The organism is Maribacter sp. 4G9 (genome assembly GCF_002742265.1).
Classification (GTDB): domain Bacteria; phylum Bacteroidota; class Bacteroidia; order Flavobacteriales; family Flavobacteriaceae; genus Maribacter.
Window position 1 is genome coordinate 13,819 of record NZ_MDGL01000131.1, and the last position, 19,501, is coordinate 33,319.

The 19,501-nt window shown below is 39.7% G+C and carries 20 protein-coding genes; 14 read left to right on the forward strand and 6 right to left on the reverse strand.

The features are described 5' to 3' along the window. Positions 1–129 precede the first annotated feature (129 nt). Together BFP75_RS13345 and BFP75_RS13350 are read right to left on the reverse strand one after the other, a co-directional pair. Entirely contained in the window at positions 130–1,437 is a 1,308-nt protein-coding gene (locus BFP75_RS13345) for an ABC1 kinase family protein (RefSeq protein WP_099545879.1), read from the reverse strand. Positions 1,438–1,455: 18 nt separating this feature from the next. Beyond that, positions 1,456–2,109 (reverse strand): TetR family transcriptional regulator C-terminal domain-containing protein, encoded by a 654-nt coding sequence (locus BFP75_RS13350; protein WP_099545880.1) that lies wholly within the window; start codon positions 2,107–2,109, stop codon positions 1,456–1,458. Positions 2,110–2,426: 317 nt separating this feature from the next. On the opposite strand from BFP75_RS13350, the gene htpG reads away from it, so the two are divergent. After that, positions 2,427–4,316, forward strand: coding sequence for a molecular chaperone HtpG (gene htpG / locus BFP75_RS13355; RefSeq protein WP_099545881.1), 1,890 nt, complete (start codon positions 2,427–2,429; stop codon positions 4,314–4,316). Positions 4,317–4,692: 376 nt separating this feature from the next. Here the strand turns inward: htpG and BFP75_RS13365 are convergent, their stop codons facing one another. Beyond that, on the reverse strand, positions 4,693–5,103 hold the full coding sequence (locus BFP75_RS13365) for a hypothetical protein (protein WP_099545882.1): 411 nt from the start codon (positions 5,101–5,103) through the stop codon (positions 4,693–4,695). Further along, entirely contained in the window at positions 5,084–5,674 is a 591-nt protein-coding gene (locus BFP75_RS13370; protein ID WP_099545883.1) for an RNA polymerase sigma factor, read from the reverse strand. The genes BFP75_RS13365 and BFP75_RS13370 overlap by 20 nt, the downstream gene beginning before the upstream one ends. Before the next feature lie 131 nt (positions 5,675–5,805). Between BFP75_RS13370 and BFP75_RS13375 the strand changes: the two genes are divergently transcribed. The 3 genes from BFP75_RS13375 to BFP75_RS13385 all read left to right on the forward strand — a co-directional run bounded on the left by BFP75_RS13375 (position 5,806) and on the right by BFP75_RS13385 (position 7,223). Continuing rightward, positions 5,806–6,159, forward strand: a complete 354-nt coding sequence (locus BFP75_RS13375) for a DUF6249 domain-containing protein (protein ID WP_099545907.1) — start codon at positions 5,806–5,808, stop codon at positions 6,157–6,159. 63 nt (positions 6,160–6,222) lie between these two features. Then, the gene (locus tag BFP75_RS13380; RefSeq protein ID WP_099545884.1) at positions 6,223–6,858 is read left to right on the forward strand and encodes an MOSC domain-containing protein; all 636 of its coding nucleotides are present in this window, start codon (positions 6,223–6,225) and stop codon (positions 6,856–6,858) included. After that, complete coding sequence (locus tag BFP75_RS13385) at positions 6,858–7,223, forward strand: MauE/DoxX family redox-associated membrane protein (protein WP_099545885.1); 366 nt, start codon at positions 6,858–6,860, stop codon at positions 7,221–7,223. Before BFP75_RS13380 ends, BFP75_RS13385 begins: the two co-directional genes overlap by 1 nt. A 53-nt stretch (positions 7,224–7,276) precedes the next feature. Here BFP75_RS13385 and BFP75_RS13390 read toward each other — a convergent pair whose 3' ends face one another. Next, positions 7,277–7,861: a hypothetical protein gene (locus BFP75_RS13390; protein WP_099545886.1), complete on the reverse strand. Its 585-nt coding sequence runs from the start codon at positions 7,859–7,861 to the stop codon at positions 7,277–7,279. Positions 7,862–8,077: 216 nt separating this feature from the next. On the opposite strand from BFP75_RS13390, the gene BFP75_RS13395 reads away from it, so the two are divergent. From BFP75_RS13395 to BFP75_RS13405, 3 genes are all read left to right on the forward strand, one after another. Further along, entirely contained in the window at positions 8,078–8,950 is an 873-nt protein-coding gene (locus BFP75_RS13395; RefSeq protein WP_099545887.1) for an AraC family transcriptional regulator, read from the forward strand. Further along, positions 8,950–9,546 carry an alpha-ketoglutarate-dependent dioxygenase AlkB family protein gene (locus tag BFP75_RS13400; RefSeq protein WP_099545888.1) on the forward strand — a complete coding sequence of 199 codons (597 nt, stop codon included), beginning with the start codon at positions 8,950–8,952 and terminating at the stop codon, positions 9,544–9,546. The genes BFP75_RS13395 and BFP75_RS13400 overlap by 1 nt, the downstream gene beginning before the upstream one ends. Before the next feature lie 230 nt (positions 9,547–9,776). Further along, entirely contained in the window at positions 9,777–10,055 is a 279-nt protein-coding gene (locus tag BFP75_RS13405; RefSeq protein WP_099545889.1) for a TIGR03643 family protein, read from the forward strand. Between the two features lie 7 nt (positions 10,056–10,062). Here the strand turns inward: BFP75_RS13405 and BFP75_RS13410 are convergent, their stop codons facing one another. Then, positions 10,063–10,836, reverse strand: a complete 774-nt coding sequence (locus BFP75_RS13410) for a S1/P1 nuclease (RefSeq protein ID WP_099545890.1) — start codon at positions 10,834–10,836, stop codon at positions 10,063–10,065. 89 nt (positions 10,837–10,925) lie between these two features. Here BFP75_RS13410 and BFP75_RS13415 point away from each other — a divergent pair, with 89 nt between their 5' ends. From BFP75_RS13415 to BFP75_RS13440, 7 genes are all read left to right on the forward strand, one after another. After that, positions 10,926–13,193 (forward strand): transglycosylase domain-containing protein, encoded by a 2,268-nt coding sequence (locus BFP75_RS13415; protein WP_099545891.1) that lies wholly within the window; start codon positions 10,926–10,928, stop codon positions 13,191–13,193. 68 nt (positions 13,194–13,261) lie between these two features. Then, positions 13,262–14,113, forward strand: a complete 852-nt coding sequence (locus BFP75_RS13420; RefSeq protein WP_099545892.1) for an SPFH domain-containing protein — start codon at positions 13,262–13,264, stop codon at positions 14,111–14,113. Between the two features lies 1 nt (position 14,114). Then, positions 14,115–14,612, forward strand: coding sequence for a DUF6141 family protein (locus BFP75_RS13425; RefSeq protein WP_099545893.1), 498 nt, complete (start codon positions 14,115–14,117; stop codon positions 14,610–14,612). Then, entirely contained in the window at positions 14,599–14,757 is a 159-nt protein-coding gene (locus tag BFP75_RS21870) for a DUF4177 domain-containing protein (protein WP_165776598.1), read from the forward strand. Before BFP75_RS13425 ends, BFP75_RS21870 begins: the two co-directional genes overlap by 14 nt. Before the next feature lie 55 nt (positions 14,758–14,812). Beyond that, positions 14,813–14,977: an Arc family DNA-binding protein gene (locus tag BFP75_RS13430; protein WP_099545894.1), complete on the forward strand. Its 165-nt coding sequence runs from the start codon at positions 14,813–14,815 to the stop codon at positions 14,975–14,977. Positions 14,978–15,042: 65 nt separating this feature from the next. Then, positions 15,043–17,241 (forward strand): DUF5916 domain-containing protein, encoded by a 2,199-nt coding sequence (locus BFP75_RS13435; protein WP_099545895.1) that lies wholly within the window; start codon positions 15,043–15,045, stop codon positions 17,239–17,241. A gap of 18 nt (positions 17,242–17,259) precedes the next feature. Continuing rightward, positions 17,260–19,500, forward strand: a complete 2,241-nt coding sequence (locus BFP75_RS13440; RefSeq protein ID WP_240531786.1) for a DUF5916 domain-containing protein — start codon at positions 17,260–17,262, stop codon at positions 19,498–19,500. Position 19,501: the final 1 nt, after the last annotated feature.

Genomic DNA, 19,501 nt, shown 5'->3' on the forward strand with positions numbered 1-19,501 from the left:
TCACAGAAAAAAGCAATGGTGTAAATTTTGGCACATTCCTAAACCGGAACTGGCATTATTGCCCATACAAGCAGTGCAATATAGCAACAATTCCGAATTTCACATCCATTTTAAAAAAGCTTGTTGCTCTTACAAATACTTCTGAAAATGATTCACCTGAATTTCGGCCTTAAGGTCGTTCAACAAATTGTATAGTCCGAAGAAGGTCCTGTTCATGTATAAAAAATGCTTGGAACCCCTATTCCCGTTCATTTTTCTAATTTGCTTGTCCGAAGCATACTGTTCGCTTAGGGCCGCAATTTTGGACCAAAAATCAGTGTTGCCAAAATCAAAGGTCTCCTCGTGAAACGGGGATGTGAACAGGCTCAACATTTCATGAAACAGATGCTTGAAAAATGTTATTTCCTTTTCTGTATCGGAAGGGGTCAAAATTTCAAGCTGGTATAGCTTTTCGGTAAAAATGACATCGTTGGAAATATTCTCCTTTTTGGCCAATTCAAAATAAGGGTAATAGAAATCATCGGGCACCTCCTTGATGCATCCAAAATCGATGACTACCAGCTCCCCTTGGGTATTGACCAAAAAATTACCGGGATGTGGGTCTGCATGGACCTTTCTTAACCCATGTATTTGGAACATATAGAAATCCCAGAGTGTTTGTCCCAATGTATTGCCGACTTCCCGGGAAAAATTTGTTTTTGTAAATTCCCCCAGATGGGTACCGGTCATCCAATCCATGGTAATAATGCGTTCACTGGAAAGGGACTGGTAATAGTTGGGAAATCGTAAGTTCGCCAAATGGCTACATTTATTGGTAATTTCCTGGCTCTGCGCTATTTCCAAAAGATAATTGGTCTCCTCCAATAGTTTATCCTCTACCTCCTTAAAGTACTTATCGGAATCCTTTCCCTGCAGATTGAACATGCGCAAAGCGACAGGCTTCACCAAGGCCAGATCGCTGCTAATGCTTTCGGCTACGCCGGGATATTGTATTTTAACGGCCAAATCCTTACCATCCTTAGTGGCACGATGTACCTGTCCGATACTTGCTGCATTTACGGAGTCCTTTTCAAATGTATCAAAAACCTCCTCCGGATATTTATCCAGGTATTTTTTGAAAGTTTTTCGTACCAATGGCGCCGATAAGGGTGGCACGGAAAACTGAGAAAGCGAAAACTTTTCTACATAGGCATTGGGAAGCAGGTTTTTCTCCATGCTCAACATTTGGGCAACTTTCAGGGCACTGCCCTTTAGACTTTTAAGTCCATCGTAGATATCGCCTGCATTGTCATTGTCCAATTCATCCCTCGTTAATTCTGGGTTGACTATTTTCTTACCATAATATTTGGCATAGTTCCCTCCTATTTTCACGCCCGTCTTGAACAATTTACTGGCGCGTTCAATTTTTCCCGTAGGAATTTTATCAAGTGTCTTCAATGTTGAATACTTTTTAAATTAGGCAAAGGTCTCCTTGTAAAGAAATTTTCCAAAGTCGACAAGATTGTCCAACGGGGTGTTGTCGAATAGGTCAAATACGGTATTGACGGATTTCTCAATGGCGAGATCCGTCTTTTCAAATCCTTGGGATTCATCGTTGGTCCAAAACTTTAAAAGGAACAGCAATTGCAGCCATGCTCCTTCGGAAAAAATTGAAGGATTGTGTTTGGTAATCCTACTGGTTTTTTGCTGGTTTCCATCCGCGATCAACTCTTTGGCAAACTCCTTCAGGTGCTTTCGCAATCCCTTTAGTTGCTCCATGTTCTTAAGCTGGTTGCCGCCTTGGTTCAATGTAAATAGGGCATAACTTCTGTTGAGGGTCAACATCTCGAAAAACGTGTAGAAAAATGTTAACAATTTGTCCCTGTTTGCAAAGGATTCATAGTCCTTGTTCTTTTTCATCAATGCAAGCGTATTGGTGAAAAAGGTGTTCCAAATACCTTTCTTGATAGCGGGGATAGACGCAAAGAATTTATAAAAATCGGCTTCTGGGATTTCATGCTGCTTGCAGAATTTATAAACCGTTTTTGGTTCCTTTTCATGCTCAAGCACATAGTCCATGTATTTTGAAATAATTTCCTCCTTCGTAATTTTCTTGTTTTTAGTAGCCATATGTTAATTCTTTGAGTATTAGGGTTTCTTACAAAAATATGCGGGTTTAGACTAAAAAACGTGCTTTCGGGGGGGAAAGCACGTTTTCAAACAACCTAACCAATAAATAATCAAACGTGATTATGATAAAAACTTTTTCATAGCATTTTCTTTCCTAATCACATGTAAAATTAAATAATGTTTAATGTTTATAAAAAAATATTAAACAAAAGTTTTGTTAAAGTTTGTATAGCGGGATATGTGCCAGTTTGTCACTTTCTATCAGTATGGTATTTTTTTTGACTAAGTGGATTTGTACTAATTTAAAATTCTAAGTAATGGCTACAGGTAAAATAAATGTTTCGGTAGACAACATATTTCCACTCATAAAGAAGTTTTTGTATTCCGATCATGAAATTTTTCTTCGGGAATTGGTATCCAATGCTACGGATGCAACCCTAAAATTAAAGCATCTAACTTCCATAGGCGAGGCAAAAGTGGAGTATGGCAATCCTTTAATTGAAGTAAAGGTTGACAAAAAAGGTAAAAAACTTCATGTCATAGACCAAGGTTTGGGGATGACGGAAGAAGAGGTCAAAAAGTATATTAATGAAGTTGCCTTCTCCGGCGCAGAGGAATTTCTGAACAAATATGAAGATTCCGCCAAGGATGCCGGAATCATAGGGCATTTTGGCCTTGGATTTTATTCTGCCTTTATGGTCGCCCACAAAGTGGAGATCATTACCAAAAGTTTTCAGGACGAAACGGCGGTCCATTGGACCTGTGACGGCTCACCAAATTTCACCATTGAGGAATCCGATAAAAAGGAACGTGGCACCGAAATCATTCTGCATATAGCCGATGACTCCACGGAGTTTTTGGAAGAAAGTAGAATACGTGAACTACTTAGAAAGTATAACAAATTTATGCCGGTTCCCATTAAGTTTGGAACCAAAACGGAGACCCTTCCCAAACCGGAAGGTGCCAAGGAAGAAGATCCAGCGCCTACCAAGGAAGTGGACAATATCATCAACAATCCAAATCCAGCCTGGACAAAACAACCAACGGATCTAAAGGACGAGGATTATAAGAGTTTTTACAGGGAACTCTACCCAATGCAGTTCGAGGAGCCTTTGTTCCATATCCACCTGAATGTAGATTATCCTTTTAACCTAACTGGGATTCTTTATTTTCCGAAGCTTACGAACGACCTGAATATTCAAAAGGATAAGATTCAGTTGTACCAGAACCAAGTATTTGTTACGGACAATGTAGAAGGCATCGTACCGGAATTTTTGACCATGTTGCGTGGTGTCATCGATTCGCCGGATATTCCCTTGAATGTCTCAAGATCCTATTTACAGGCTGATGGTGCGGTTAAAAAAATATCCTCTTATATTACCAGAAAGGTTGCGGATAAATTGACGTCACTTTTCAAGAACAACCGCGAGGATTTTGAAAAGAAATGGAACGATATCAAAATCGTTATTGAATACGGTATGCTCTCCGAAGACAAATTCTTTGAAAAAGCGGACAAGTTTGCACTTTATCCAACAGTTGATGGTGCCTATTATACGTTTGAGGAGCTACAGGAGAAAATCAAGGGCAACCAAACTGACAAGGATGAAAAAATGGTCATTTTGTATGCTTCCGATAAAGAAGCGCAACATAGCTACATAGAGACAGCCAAGTCCAAGGGCTATGAAGTATTGTTGTTGGATTCGCCCATCATTGGCCATCTGATGCAAAAACTGGAAACGACCAAAGAGAAAATATCTTTCGCAAGGGTGGATGCCGACCATATTGATAAACTGATTCAAAAAGAGGATACCCAAATCTCCAAACTATCGGATGAGGAAAAAGAAAAGTTGAAGTCAGATTTGGAAGCCGTTTTTGGGGAAAAAAGCAACTACACCATACAATTGGAAGCCATGGACAGCGATGCTTCCCCATTTGTGATTACGGAGCCGGAATTTTTACGCCGTATGAAGGAGATGCAACAAACCGGTGGTGGCGGTATGTTCGGTATGGGCAACATGCCGGAAATGTACAACCTTATCGTAAACACCAATCATGAATTGGTTGGCGAAATCCTGAATACCAAGACCGCCAAGAAAAAGGAACGTTTGATCAACCAGTCCCTAGATTTGGCCAAACTTTCCAAAGGTCTTTTAAAGGGAAAAGAATTGACCGAGTTTATAAAACGCAGTTATGAAATGGTGAAATAAGAGCCTCTACCATAGAGAGGTATATAAGTAAATATTGATAAAAAGGGCCGAGGTAACTTGGCCCTTTAACATTACCACAAGTTGAAAACTAGTGGTAATAATAGAAATACATTTTACCCCCTTACTAAGCTTTTTAAATGGCCCCATTTATACGTTCATACCTACCAAATGCTCGGTAGAAATGTTCGTAAAGAGCAATGAACCTGCAATTACGATTCCAGTCAAGGAACGACCGCCCTAAAAATACCCGTCCTTTGTGTTTAATTTGTCCTTACGAAGGTGATAGGTTGCATAGAAAGCAACAAAACCTGTAAAAAGTAAAAAATATAGGAAGGTCATGGATTTAAATGAAGTAATAAATTTTAAATCACCATATTTAGATAATCACCCTGTGTTTAGAAAAATAATGCTTTAAAAAAAGAATTTGAAACAAGATAAAAATGACGAATCCGAGCACAGCATAACTGGATGAATTCCATTTGATTTCTTCTAATCGGACATCAAAAAAATCTAGATTACCAATAGTGTTGTATTTCAAAGAAAAAAGCCAAAAGTTGGTATTTGGCTCCATAATGAATCCAATTCCTAAAAGGCCTATGAGTGCAAGTGCAAGTGAGAACCACACTGTTTTGGATATTAAAGGTTTGTATTTTAATTCCTTTGTATCTAATTGTACGATCCTTTGAAATAATCTTTCATTAAAATTTGCAGAAACTTCTTCAGGTCTTAACTCTTTGATAGCGTTCTTTAGGAATAAATCCAATTCTTTATCTTCTTGTTCTTTCATAGCTATGAATTGTTTCCGGTTCTAGTAAATTTCTTAAAATTAATGCCAATTTTTTTCTGGCCCTATGTATTTTCACTTTTACGGTGTTGGTTTCAATACCCATTATTTCCGAAATTTCAACAAGGGAAAGTTCTTGATAATAAAATAGGGTTATTAATACACTATCTTCATTATCCAGTTGCTCTATAGCCCTTTTTATTGTCTTTCTTCTTTCTTTTATTTCTATTTTATTCCAAATTTCCGGATATAGGGACAAGGCAGATGTATCGTTTATATCAAAACTTTTAGTTTGGGGCTGCGATTTTTGTTTTTTAAGACAATCAAGACCCTTTCTATAGGCTATTTTATACAACCAGGTAGAAAACTTGCTCTCGCCTTTAAATGTAGCCAATCCACTATACAACTTTATAAAGGTATCTTGTGCTACCTCTTCTGCATCCTCCCTATTTCTGACTAACCTTAGCGCCAAGGTAAAGACCATATGCTTATATCTATCCACTAATTTGTCATAAGCGGATATATCCCCTTTCAAGGCACACTCTATCAATAGTTGGTCGCTAGGCTTGTTCATTTATAATCATTGGACGAACTATTCTAGGCAAAGGTTACAGTTTTGAAGAAAAACTAAAAAAGTTGTAACCTATGGAAATTTATCGTCGTCAAAGAAGTAAACAGTTTATTTATCAATTAAAAAACAAATCAATGGGAGGAGAAGTAATTATTTTCACGTTAATCTTTGGGGTTATTTTTGGAATAGCCTATTTATTCTTTTCAACTAGAAACAAAGAACGCATGGCTCTTATAGAAAAAGGTGCAGATGCCAGTATTTTTGTCAAAACTAAAAAGGAACATGCCGCGCCCTTTTGGAAAATTCTAATCTTAAACCTATCCCTTCTGCTAATAGGAATTGGTTGTGCAATCTTTTTAGCGTCGATTATGGTCTACAGTTTGGGAGTCGAGGAAAGCGTTGCCTATCCTGGAACCATATTTTTAATGGCCGGAATAGGATTATTGTCCGGTTTCTATCTTACCAAAAAGTTGGAAAAGGAAGTATAGCAACTATCCAGTAAAATTGTAAACTGCCAGATTTCTTCTGGCGGTTTTTTTTATCTTCACAAAATGAAGGTAATCGCCACCAATATCTGCAACGAGCCCAGAACCTTTGTCTGGAACGGCAAGGAAGAACAAACCGGTATTTTTAAATATCCAACTTCTAAAAAATTGTTATTGACCAAAAGCGATGTTCAAAAGGATACGATCATCAATAGAATCAATCATGGGGGCGAAAATAAGGCATGCTACCTGTTTTCCGCCGATCAGTACCCTTTTTGGAAGGAAAAATATCCAAACCATGATTGGAATTGGGGCATGTTCGGGGAAAATTTAACGGTAGAAGACCTGGATGAATCAAAAATTAGGGTCGGAAGTATCTATAAAATGGGAAGTGCCCTGGTTCAGGTTTCACAACCTAGGGAACCATGTTATAAATTGGGAATACGTTTTGGGACCCAAGAAATATTAAAGCAGTTTATAGATCAAAACCATCCCGGAACCTATGTGAAAATATTAGAGGAGGGCGAAGTAGGAATTGGGGACGAACTTCAATTGATACAACTATCGGAGAATACCTTAACGGTCCAGGAATTCTATGAACTCATGTTTCTAAAAGAAAAACCCAAGGAATTACTGCAACGTTTTATGGAAAACCCCGCGGTACCCCAGTATAAAAAGGACCAAATGCAAAAATATCTTTAATGGACTTCAATTATCCGTGGCACCTTTATCTTATGGCAATTATGTATGTATTCGCCGGCATCATGCATTTTATCAGACCCAAGGTTTACATGAGAATCATGCCAAAGTATTTGCCATTTCCAAGGTTCTTGGTGTTTCTCAGTGGTGTTTTTGAGATCTTGTTGGGAATCGCACTTTGTTTACCCGAGACCAAAAATGTGGCTATTTACGGAATCATCGCTATGTTGTCCGTGTTTTTGTTGGTGCACTTTTATATGCTCAAGGGAGAAAAGGAATCTGCGGGAATTCCAAAATGGATATTGGTCTTGCGTATTCCACTCCAATTTCTGTTGATGTATTGGGCCTATGTTTACCTACCCCTATAAATGCAAAAAGGAGGCTCTCCAGCCCCCTTTTCTTGAAATTAACTTAAACCAACTTAATTAACAACAAATTCTTCACTGTAGGTTTTGGTATCATCGGATACTACAACTATATAACTTCCTGAGTATGCCCCTTCAAAGTTGAAGGCCTTCTCTATAATCAATTCATCGGATACGGTCTCGGAGAAAACCAATCTATAGTTTTGATCATAAACTTTTAAGGTTATTTCGGATTTATCCAAGTTTAAAAAATTCATGAAAACCCTATTTTCGGTCTTTCTAAAAAACGGCTTTGCGTGTACCTCAGAATCGATAATCTCGATGGCACCGTCCTTCAAGGAAATGGTGTACATGTTACTTTTTAGACCACTTTCGGCTACCAAATAATAAGACCCATCTACCAAGTCTTTCATGTTCAGTTTTTTGCTGAAACGACCTTTTGAAAGTTTTTCGAAATAGATGCTATTAGAATCCGAATCCAAAAGCTGGATAGTTACGCTTTGATCTGGTGCATCCAAGGTCAAAAGGACACTTTTGGAATTACCAAGGGTAACAACGTCCAATTTAGGCTCTCTTGCCATACCCGCTACTGTAGCGAACATAAAGGCAACAACTGTTGTGATTTTTACAATTTTTTTCATAATAAATTACTTTAAAGGATTAATTAATAATTTACCCTACAAACATACAACCGGTATCCAGCCCTCACTACATCGTATTTTTCCAATTTATATGCTATTTTACCACCCATAACAACCAATTAATACATAAATGTTAATATTCCACATATTTAGGTTAATTTTGCAAAGCAGCCACCAAAAAAGGTTGACTAATTTTACATAAGCAAATTCCTTGAGATGATTGCACAGAAACCTACATTTGAGGCCATTGAACCAGATTTTGGGCATTCCTTTACCTATCAAAAGTTTGATGAGCATAGGGTCAATAGAAACAATGTATGGCATTACCATCCAGAACTGGAATTGGTCTATGTCAATGGTGGTTCCGGAAAACGCCAAATAGGCAGCCATGTATCCTATTATACGGATGGTGACCTTATACTAATAGGTAGCAACCTGCCACACTGCGGATTCACGGATGCGCTAACGGGCAATACGAGCGAGACCGTGGTACAGATGAAATTGGATTTTTTGGGAACGGACTTTTTTACCATTCCCGAAATGAAGAAAATAAAGAGCCTTTTTGAGGTGGCCAGTGGAGGAATAGCATTTTACGGGAAGACCAAAAGAAAAATTGGTGACAAAATGGAGGTATTGGAGTATCAGACCGATTTCCAGCGCCTTTTGAGCATTTTGAACATCCTGAACGAATTGGGAGGCTCCCAAGAAATGAAGCTCTTGAATGCCGATGGTTTTTCGTTGGCCACCGATGTTAAGGACAATGACCGCATCAACATCGTTTTCAATCACGTGAAAAACAATTTTAAGGAAGAGATTACCTTGGAAGAAATCTCATCCATGGTAAGTATGACCATTCCATCCTTCTGCAGGTATTTCAAAAAACTTACCAATAAGACTTTTGTCCAATTCGTTAACGAATATAGATTGGTCCATGCCTCCAAACTATTGGCGGAAAAACCCATGAGCATTACAGAGGTCTGTTTTGAATGCGGTTTCAACAACTTTTCCCACTTTAATAAGTCGTTCAAGGCCTTTACGGGTCAGAACCCAAGTGAATATAGGAATGAGCTAAAAGCGGTGTTGGTATAATGGCCAAGAAGGAAAGCTTTGTACACTTGGACCTGCCCGATTGTGACATACGATATTACCCAAAATTTTTTCCTAATAAAATTGCGGATACCTATTTTAAAAAGTTAAGGTCAGAAACACCGTGGCAACAAGATGATATAAAGGTTTTTGGAAAGGTATATGCCCAGCCAAGACTTACGGCTTTATATGCGAACAATGAAAAGCCCTACTCCTATTCCAACATTACCATGAAACCCCATTGTTTCAGTGCAGTTTTATTGGAAATAAAATCGGAAATAGAAAAGTATGTTTCTACCAAATTTACTACCTGTTTATTGAATCTATATAGGGATGGCAAGGATAGTAACGGTTGGCACGCCGATAATGAAAAGGAACTTGGCAAAAACCCCATAATTGCATCGCTAAGTCTGGGAGCCGAACGTATATTCCACTTAAAACATAATTCAGACCCTACTGCCAAGCACAAAATGGTGTTGGAACATGGAAGTCTATTGGTGATGCAGGGGGAAACACAACATACTTGGAAACATCAAATTCCAAAAACGGCCAAACCGGTTGGGGAACGTATTAACTTGACATTTAGGGTTATACGATAGAGATTCTTCTCTGAAATGGCATACTAAGCGCATTGAAGTATCCATCGAAAAGGTAAGGTCAAAAAAAAAATCGGTTGTGGGAACCGATTTTTATGCCTTTTTGTAGACCGACCATCTTTAATACCGGGCATAACAATACTAATCTGCTTGTCGGGTTTCTACCTTATCAATATAATTCCAAAGGTCGTGCCAAACTAGAATTACAATGAGCTTTGTATATTTGTAATACTATGATTAAAGAATTTACGGAAAGGGAATTGGACCGAATAATAGAAATGGCCTGGGAGGACCGTACTCCATTCGAGGCCATCACGTTCCAGTTTGGTATCAGCGAACAGGAAACCATAGAAATCATGCGCAGGGAAATGAAGCCCAGCAGTTTTCGCATGTGGCGGAAAAGGGTTCAGGGAAGAAGCACCAAACACAGAAAATTGAGGGAAAATGTTTCCGGACGCTTCAAGTGCTCCCGACAGAAAAATATCAGCGGGAACAAAATTTCAAAAAGATAGGGTGTTGCTAACCAAAAATCTGGTTCAATACAGCCGCCAATCGTATTCCCCCTTTTTGCAATTGGTTTTCAACCGTACCCCACCAACGATAACTATATTGATACCCTAATTTCTCCCCTATTTGTGTGGAATCATAGACTTCATTGGTGATTTCCTGGGTTTCCTCGATCCAATCATAAATATCTCCCTGCTGAATTTGTTTTACTTGCTGCTTGGAAAGTTTTGGAAGGGAGTTTGAAAGTTCCGTAAAACTCATTCCATAATCATCGATCATATTGGAATCCCATACCCGATGCAGGTTACTGCCCCTTCCAAACCACTGTAATTGAATATCGTTACCACCCTTATCCTCCAACCGGCCAATGTGCATCGGCTGATGCAAATCCCCAATGAGGTGTACCAAAAATTTCAGGTAGAATGCCTTGTCCTCCTTGGAACTTTCCGTTGAGGTGATTATTTCGATACATTTGTTGATTCCAATGACCAAATCCCCATATTCGCTGGGTTCCACATCATTATAATCCTTGTCTGCGGGGAAATTGACATAATGCCAAGCACTGAATTCACTGTATTTTCTATCGGCCTTTATTTCATCTGCAAAATTGGAGACCGATGCCAAACTTTGTCCGTCCAATAGTTCCTCTATCGCCTTTCGAGCCTTCCTGCTTATATATTCCTGGGCCACATCACCAATGACCCGGTGCCCTGTTTTGGACCAAATAGCATCATTGGCGAACGAACATTGAAAAACTACGAGGAAAATTATGGCAAGCTTTTTCATGAAAATGGTTTTGGACAAAAATAGGACAACAAGTTTTAAGGTATTGTTAAAACTCAGGTTAGCTAAAATTTAAATAAGAACTTGCGAATATGCAGAAAATAAAAAAGGTTCTTAGTAAAATCAATCCACCATTGCTTAGGTATTTCACCTTTGGAATCGTTGGGCTCCTTTTATTACTGATAGTTTTTGTAGGCAGCATATACCTAGGGGCCTGGGGGAAGATCCCCAACAAACAGGAACTCTCCAATTTCCAGTATCAGGTAGCTTCCGAGGTGTTTACGGCCGATAGTGTATTGATCGGAAAATACTACCTCAACGACCGACAGCCCATTACTTTTGAAGAATTCCCGGAACACCTTGTACAGGCCTTGTTATCCATTGAGGACCAACGCTTTTACGAGCATTCCGGCGTGGACTATCCAAGTCTCTTCCGAGTGGGCCTAAAGACAATACTTATGGGAGATGAATCGTCTGGCGGTGGCAGTACCATCAGTCAGCAATTGGCAAAAAACCTGTATCCCCGTAGGGACAGAAACCAAACAAATATCGTTATCGACAAAATCAAGGAAATGATCATTGCCGGAAGATTGGAGGATATTTACGACAAATCTGAAATATTGACCCACTATCTCAATACCGTTTCCTTTGGCGACAACACCTTTGGGATTGAAAGTGCCGCTTTAAAATTTTTCAATACCCGTACCAAGAACTTATCTATTCCGCAGGCTGCTACACTTGTTGGAATGTTAAAGGCTACCTATGGGTACAACCCTAGGATATTTCCGGAAAAAAGTAGGGAAAGAAGAAATTTGGTATTATCATCAATGGTAAAAAACGATTATATCCAGCAAACCGAATATGATTCCTTAATAAACTTGGAACTTGGTTTGGATTATAGGGACTACGACTATAATTCGGGACTTGCCCCTTATTTTAGGGAAGAAGTGCGCAAGCAGTTATTGCAGTGGACCAAAGAACAACAAGATAAAGGTAGAACCTACAACATCTATACTTCCGGGCTAAAAGTGTACACCACCTTGAATTATAAAATGCAAAAACTAGCGGAGCAAAGTATGGTGGAGCATATGGGCAGATTGCAGAAGGAGTTTGAAAAGAGTTACGGAAAGAACGCCCCTTGGCTTACAAATAAAAATCTCATAAAAACGGTGGCAAGGAGAAGTCCGGCATATCAAAACCTAAAAAAAAATGGCCTATCCGATGAAGAAATTTTTGACAGTCTGCAACGTACCAAACGAAATATGACCCTAAAAACTTGGGAGGGTGAAATTGAAAAGGAAGTAAGTGTTATGGACAGTATTCAACATTATATGAAATTCCTGAACACCGGGTCACTTTCAGTAGACCCCAAAACCGGTGAAGTGCTAACATGGATCGGTGGTGTGGATTTCAAGAAGTTTAAATACGACCATATCTCCCAGAGCAAACGACAAGTAGGCTCCACCTTTAAACCCATAGTTTATACTGCTGCATTAGAAGAAGGTATAGAACCTTGCACATATTTCTCGGCTCAGGAAGTTGAATACGAAAATTTAAAAGGATGGTCCCCAAGCAATTCCAGCGATAAAGATGAGGCTTACCTCAATTATTCTATGGAGCAAAGTTTAAGTAATTCCGTAAATACGGTAGCCGTAAAAGTGCTGGAAAAGACCGGTATAGACCATGTGATTTCCCAAGCCAAAGATATGGGCATTGAAGAAAAATTACCAAGGGAACCCTCTTTGGCCTTGGGAACTGGCGAAATTAAAATGTTGAATCTGGCAAAAGCTTATACTAGCTATATCAATGAGGGACATTCAGTAGAACCTTTTTTAATTAAGGCAATAGCTACAAAAAATGATTCTGTGTTAGCTGAATTTAAACCCAAAAAGAGCACAAAAAAAGCCTTCTCCGCAGAAAACGGACAAATAATGTTGGAAATGATGAAGTCTACGATCAATTCCGGAACTGCATCAAGGATCCGTTCCACCTACAAACTGACCAACGACATAGCCGGTAAAACAGGAACTACCCAAAATAATAAGGATGCCTGGTTTGTGGCACTTTCCCCTAACCTACTACATCTAACTTGGGTAGGGTTGGACAATCATGAAATCGGTTTTAGAAACACGACAATTGGCCAAGGAGCCAATGCCGCCTTGCCCATGTACGCCCTCTTCCTAAAAAAACTGAACAAGGACAAAACGTTCAACCATATAACCCAAGCAAAATTTCCGGCACCTAGTGAACATGTCATGGAGATGCTGGAATGTGAACCGATAAAAAGGGACGGTTTCTTCAAAAGACTATTTAAAAATCCGAATAAGAAAAAGACCCGAACATTTAAAAATCAAAGCTAATTCCAACAAAACCCATAACTATAAATTTTTTTTGATATATTTATGATATCATTTTAATATCATATAGCATGTCAAACGAAAAAAATTACAGTCCCATCAATGGCTATCTCATGATTTTAGTCATTTTAATACTCCTCATGGGCGGTGTTGCACTTCTTAGAATTTATTTGGGCATCTTCCTAATAATCCTAGGCGTTCTTTGCCTGGCTGGATTTGTTCTGGTAAACCCCAATGGATCGAGAGTACTATTATTATTTGGAAAATATGTTGGCACCATAAAAAAGAACGTTTTTTTTTGGGTAAACCCATTTTTTACCAAAAAGAAAATTTCATTACGGGCCAGTAACTTTGACAGCGAACGATTGAAGGTAAACGATAAATTGGGCAACCCTGTTATGATCAGCACCATTTTGGTATGGAGGGTGACAGACACCTATAAGGCGGCCTTTGAAGTAGACGACTACCAAAACTTTGTGAGGGTACAGACCGATGCAGCCGTTCGAAAATTGGCCAGCATGTATCCCTATGATAATTTTGCCGATGAAGGTTTGGACGAGGACATCACCTTACGATCTAGCGTCAATGAGGTCAGTGAAGCTTTGGAAACCGAGGTGCAGGAGAGACTTGCCATGGCAGGGATAGAAGTTTTGGAAGCCAGAATTGGTTATTTGGCTTACGCACAGGAAATTGCAAACGCCATGTTAAAAAGACAACAGGCTACGGCCATTGTGGCGGCAAGGCATAAAATAGTGGAAGGCGCCGTAAGTATGGTAGAAATGGCGCTTCATGAACTGAGCAAAAAGGAATTGGTCACCTTGGACGAGGAGCGTAAAGCCGCTATGGTAAGCAATCTTATGGTAGTTTTGTGTTCGGACAAGGACGCATCTCCCATTGTAAATGCGGGGACCTTAAACCATTGATATGCGTTTTTTTAAGGAAACACAGCGGTTTGATCAGTGGTGGCTTCACCTGCTGAATTTGATTGTTCTGGGTATTACGGTTTTCTCCACATATAAAGCCTTTGCAACCAAAAACTTGGATATCCCCGAAAGAAATATCCTAATTTTGACCTTTGTATCCGTTTTGATTGTTCTAGGTGTGGTTTACTCCATAAGGCTTTCAACCCAAATAGACGAAAAGGGCATTCATTTTAGATTTTTCCCCTTTCAAAGAAATTATAAGGTCATACTTTGGGCCGATATGGATAAGTGCTATACTAGGACGTATAGCCCTCTTAAAGAATTCGGTGGATGGGGCTACAGGGGTATCGGCCGAAGGAAAAAAGCGTACAACATACGTGGTAACAAGGGTATACAAATTGCTCTTAAAACAGGTAATATGCTTCTTATTGGCACCCAAAGACCCAAGGAAGCACAACAAACCATCAACAGATATTTAAAACAAGATGAAAGAATATAAGGTAGTCAGTTGGACCGTCGGCCTCACCAATAACAACCAACGGCTGGAGGACACATTGAACGAATATGGCAGACAGGGATGGAAGGCCATAGATTTGGACCATGATCGGAGCCGTATCGTATTCGAAAGGGACAGAAACCGATAAATAATGAAATTTCTTATTTCGTTACTACCAAAACAGAGGGAGAGGAAACACGACTATGAGTAAGAAAAAAGCGTTTGCATTGCGGGTCAGTGAAGACATGTTGAAGGCCATTGAAAAATGGGCCGCGGATGAATTCCGCAGCACAAATGGCCAGATTGAATGGATGTTGATGAAAAGTCTAAAGGATGTGAACAGAGAACCCAAGAAAAAGAAGGAATAGTCTTTTTTAGGGTTTTTTTAACGGAACAAACCTTTAACTTTGTTGGTTAATGTCTCCAAACCAACATGACTAAACTAATAAGTATCGTAGCACTGTTCCTTGCAGTCATCCCACTTAACGCCCAAACTTCAGAAAAATCCTTCACTGTAAAGTACACGAACGAAAAAATACAATTGGATGGTATTTTGAACGAACCTGTATGGAACTTTGCGCAAAGTGCGGGCGAATTTCAACAGTACTTCCCCTCGGATGATGTACCGGCCCAATACCAAACAGATATCCGTATGCTTACGGATGATACGACCCTGTATATAGGAATGACCGTTCAGACACCGGGCTCCAATTATGTAATACCCTCGCTGGAGCGTGATTTTAGGGCTAGCGGAAATGATAACATAAGTCTTGTCTTTGATACGTTCAATGACGGAACAAATGCCTTCCTCTTTGGAATCAATCCTTATGGTGTGCGTCGCGAAGTTCTTATTTCGGGAGGTGGGCAGGACCTAAGCGGTTTTACGACCTCATGGGATGTAAAATGGAAGGCCGAAACAAAAATATACGATAAATATTACACAGCCGAAATGGCCATCCCCTTAACTTCCCTAAAATTTGCCGAAGGCGAGACCAAATGGCGCTTTCAGAGTTATCGCTTTGATATGCAGTCCAACGAACGCAGCAATTGGTTTGTCATTCCTCAAAATCAAAGTGTAATAAACCTAGCCTTTATGGGCGACATGTATTTTGAAAAGCCATTGGGCAAATCCAGGACACCACTGGCATTGATACCCTATGTGAACATCTTGTCTGACAACGATTTCAGTTCAAATGTCAGCAATACAACGATAAAGGTTGGGGGCGATGCCAAAATAGCTATAGGGAACGGTATGAGCCTTGATGTTACCGTAAATCCAGATTTCTCCAATGTGGAGGTAGATGCCATCATCACAAACCTTACCCGTTTTGAGGTATCCCTGCCGGAAAGGCGTCAGTTCTTTATAGATAATAATGATCTTTTTGGGGATTTTGGCAGTAGAAGGTATTCGAACGCATTTTTTTCCCGAAGAATTGGTATCGCCACGGACCGTTTGGGAAATTCTGTTCAAAACGACATTCTGGGAGGCATCAGACTTAGTGGAAAATTAAATAAAAACTTGCGCCTAGGGCTATTGAACATACAGACCGCCAAAAACGAGGAACAGGAGGTGGCATCGAATAATAATATGATGCTGGTCTTACAGCAAAAAGTGTTCGCAAGATCTAACATTGGCATGTTCTTTCTCAATAGACAGGCCTTTGGTGATGCCCCTTTTTTATCATCTAATGACACATACAACAGGGTCCTAGGTGTAGATTATAACTTGGCCAGTACGGACAATGTATGGTCTGGAAAATATTACCTCCACAAATCATTCCAACCAGGGGATAACCAAGGGAATTTCTCAGCCGGCGCCCTTTTGAGCTATAATTCAAGATATTGGAACTCGTTTGTAGATTTGGCCTACATTGACCAAGAGTTTAGATCTGATTTAGGATTTATTCCACGAAATGATATTGTAAAGGCGGTTTCCGGTCTGGAACGCCTCTATTGGCCCAAATCGGGTACTATAAACAACCATGGATTGGAGCTTTTTGCAATCTCCAATTGGCGGACCTCCTTGGATTACCAATTGGCGGATTACGATCTACGGGCCAATTACAATTTTGTACTTAAAAACTTTACGGAGTTTGGAGCAGGGTATACATCCAGCTTCATTTATCTATTTGAACCTTTCGACCCCACAAGCACCGAAGGAGCTATAGAACTTCCGGGAAACAGGGAATACAGATTTGGTACCTTCACTGTAGGTTATCAATCAAATCAGGCGGACGTTTTTGCCTTTCAAGGAGAATCCTCAATCGGCAACTTCTTTAATGGGGAACGATTTTCCATTGGCGGTGAGGCTACCCTGCGCATTCAGCCAAAGATCAGGATAGGATTGAACGTAAACTACGATAAAATAACCTTGCCAGATCCTTACCCAAGTGCAGATCTTTGGTTGATTAGCCCTAGGTTTGGCTTTACATTCAGTAAATCCGTTTTTTGGACAACACTCTTTCAGTATAGCAATCAAAGGGATAATCTTGGAATTAATTCCAGGTTACAATGGCGTTTTGCACCACTATCCGATCTTTTTATAGTGTACAATGATAACTATGCTGTAAATCAGTTTGAACCCAAATATAGATCCATAAACCTTAAATTCACCTATTGGTTAAATATATAAAACCAGAAGTCAAAAGCAATGCCCTATAAGCTCCAGCTACAAAAAATTACATCTACACCCTTATTAGCATATCCTTTGTTGGCGCTCTGCCTGTTCACTCATTTTTTGGGGAGGACCCAGGCAGAAAAAAAATCCTTCACTGTAAAGTTTACTACCGAAAAAATAATGGCGGATGGAATTTTGGACGAAAGTGCTTGGGAAACAGCCGAAAGTGCTAAGGATTATTGGGAATATTTTCCAATGGATTCCGTTCAAGCCCGAAAGCAATCCGAAATAAAAATTCTTTATGATGACAAGAATTTGTATGTAGGTATTAAGGCCTATTCCAGAGGAAAAAACTACGCCACCCAATCATTGCAGCGTGATTTTAGAGGAAGTGGAAGTGATAGCTTTACGCTTGTTTTTGATACCTTCAATGATGGCACCAACGCTTTTTCATTTGGAATAAACCCCTATGGCGTGCGCCGTGAAGGTCTCATTGCAAACGGAGGCGCTTCTCAGGACGATTTTAATTTGTCCTGGGACGTAAAATGGAAAGGCAATGCTAAAATTTATGATGATTACTTCACGGCAGAAATGGTCATTCCCCTTACCTCTTTAAAATTCGAAGAGGGTGCTACCAAATGGCGCTTCAATTCGTACCGGATTGAAACGCAATCTAACGAACGTAGTACATGGACAAGGATCCCTCAAAATCAGCTCATTTATAATCTCGCCTTTATGGGCGAAATAATTTTTGAGAAACCTTTGGGTAAGTCCAGGACCCCATTTGCAATAATACCTTTTGTGAATGCCATTAGTTCCAGGGACTTTGACATTGGGGAAAACCTAGACAATTTTAAGGTAGGTGCAGATGCCAAGATTTCCATAGGCAACAGTTTAAATCTCGACCTTACATTAAATCCAGATTTTTCTACAGTAGAAGTAGATAATTTCATAACCAACCTCACCCGTTTTGAAATTGCATTGCCAGAGCGCCGTCAATTTTTCATAGACAACAATGATCTTTTTGCAAGTTTTGGTAACGGCTTTGATTTTAGTCCGTTTTTTTCAAGACGTATTGGCATCGCGAGGGATACCGTAGGAAATACCATTGAAAATAATATTATTGGTGGCGTTCGCCTAAGTGGCAAGCTTAACAATGATACCAGGATTGGCTTGCTGAACATTCAAACGGCAGAGGATCTGGAAAACAGGATTCCTTCTAACAATAATACGATGCTGGCATTCCAGCAGCGTGTTTTCTCACGGTCCAACATTGGTGTATTTTTTATCAATAAGGAGTCTTTCAAATCATATGACTTTGTAGAACGGGAAGATGAATACAATCGGGTTTTGGGTATGGATTATAACCTGGCCTCCAGAGATAATACTTGGAACGGATCCTTCATCACCCACAAATCCTTTCAACCGGACGATAATGTGGGAAACTTTGCCTCAAGCGCCTTGATTCGGTATAACACAAGAAAACTCAATGTATTTGCAAAAGGTACTTTTATAGATGAAGATTTTCGTTCAGATTTAGGCTTTGTGCGAAGAACCGATCTGTTTAAGACACTCCTAAGCTTAGAGCGTGTTTTCTGGCCAAAAAGAGGCATTGTCCAGAACCATGCGCTTCGTTCTTTTACAAATATACGCTGGAGCCCTAGTATGGATTTTAAAAATACGGATTACGACCTACAATACAGTTATGAAGTTCAGTTCAACAATCAATCGCAGGCGCGAATAGAATACACGAATACTTATACCTTCCTGTTCGATTCTTTTGACCCGACACGCACTGAAGGGGCGGTACCCCTCCCAGCCGATCAAAATTATCATTACAATAGCGTCCAAGCAGGGTATCAGTCCGATCAGCGAAAGCTTTTTTCTTATGAGATCCGGTCCACATTGGGTCATTTTTTTAATGGAAACAGATTTTCTATGGAAGGTTCGATGACCATGCGGTTTCAACCTAAAGCGTCCATCTCCCTTCAGTTTAATTATGACCAAATAGACCTCCCCGAACCCTATTCAAGTGCCAATATATGGTTGGTAAGCCCCAGAATGGACCTTACCTTTAGCAAATCCATTTTCTGGTCCACGTTGATCCAATACAGCAACCAACGGGATAACTTGGGCATCAATTCTAGATTGCAATGGCGGTTTGCTCCACTTTCCGATCTTTTCCTTGTTTATAATGACAATTATTCGGTAAATGTATTTGCCCCAAGATTCCGATCTATCAACCTGAAACTTTCATATTGGCTGAATATTTAAT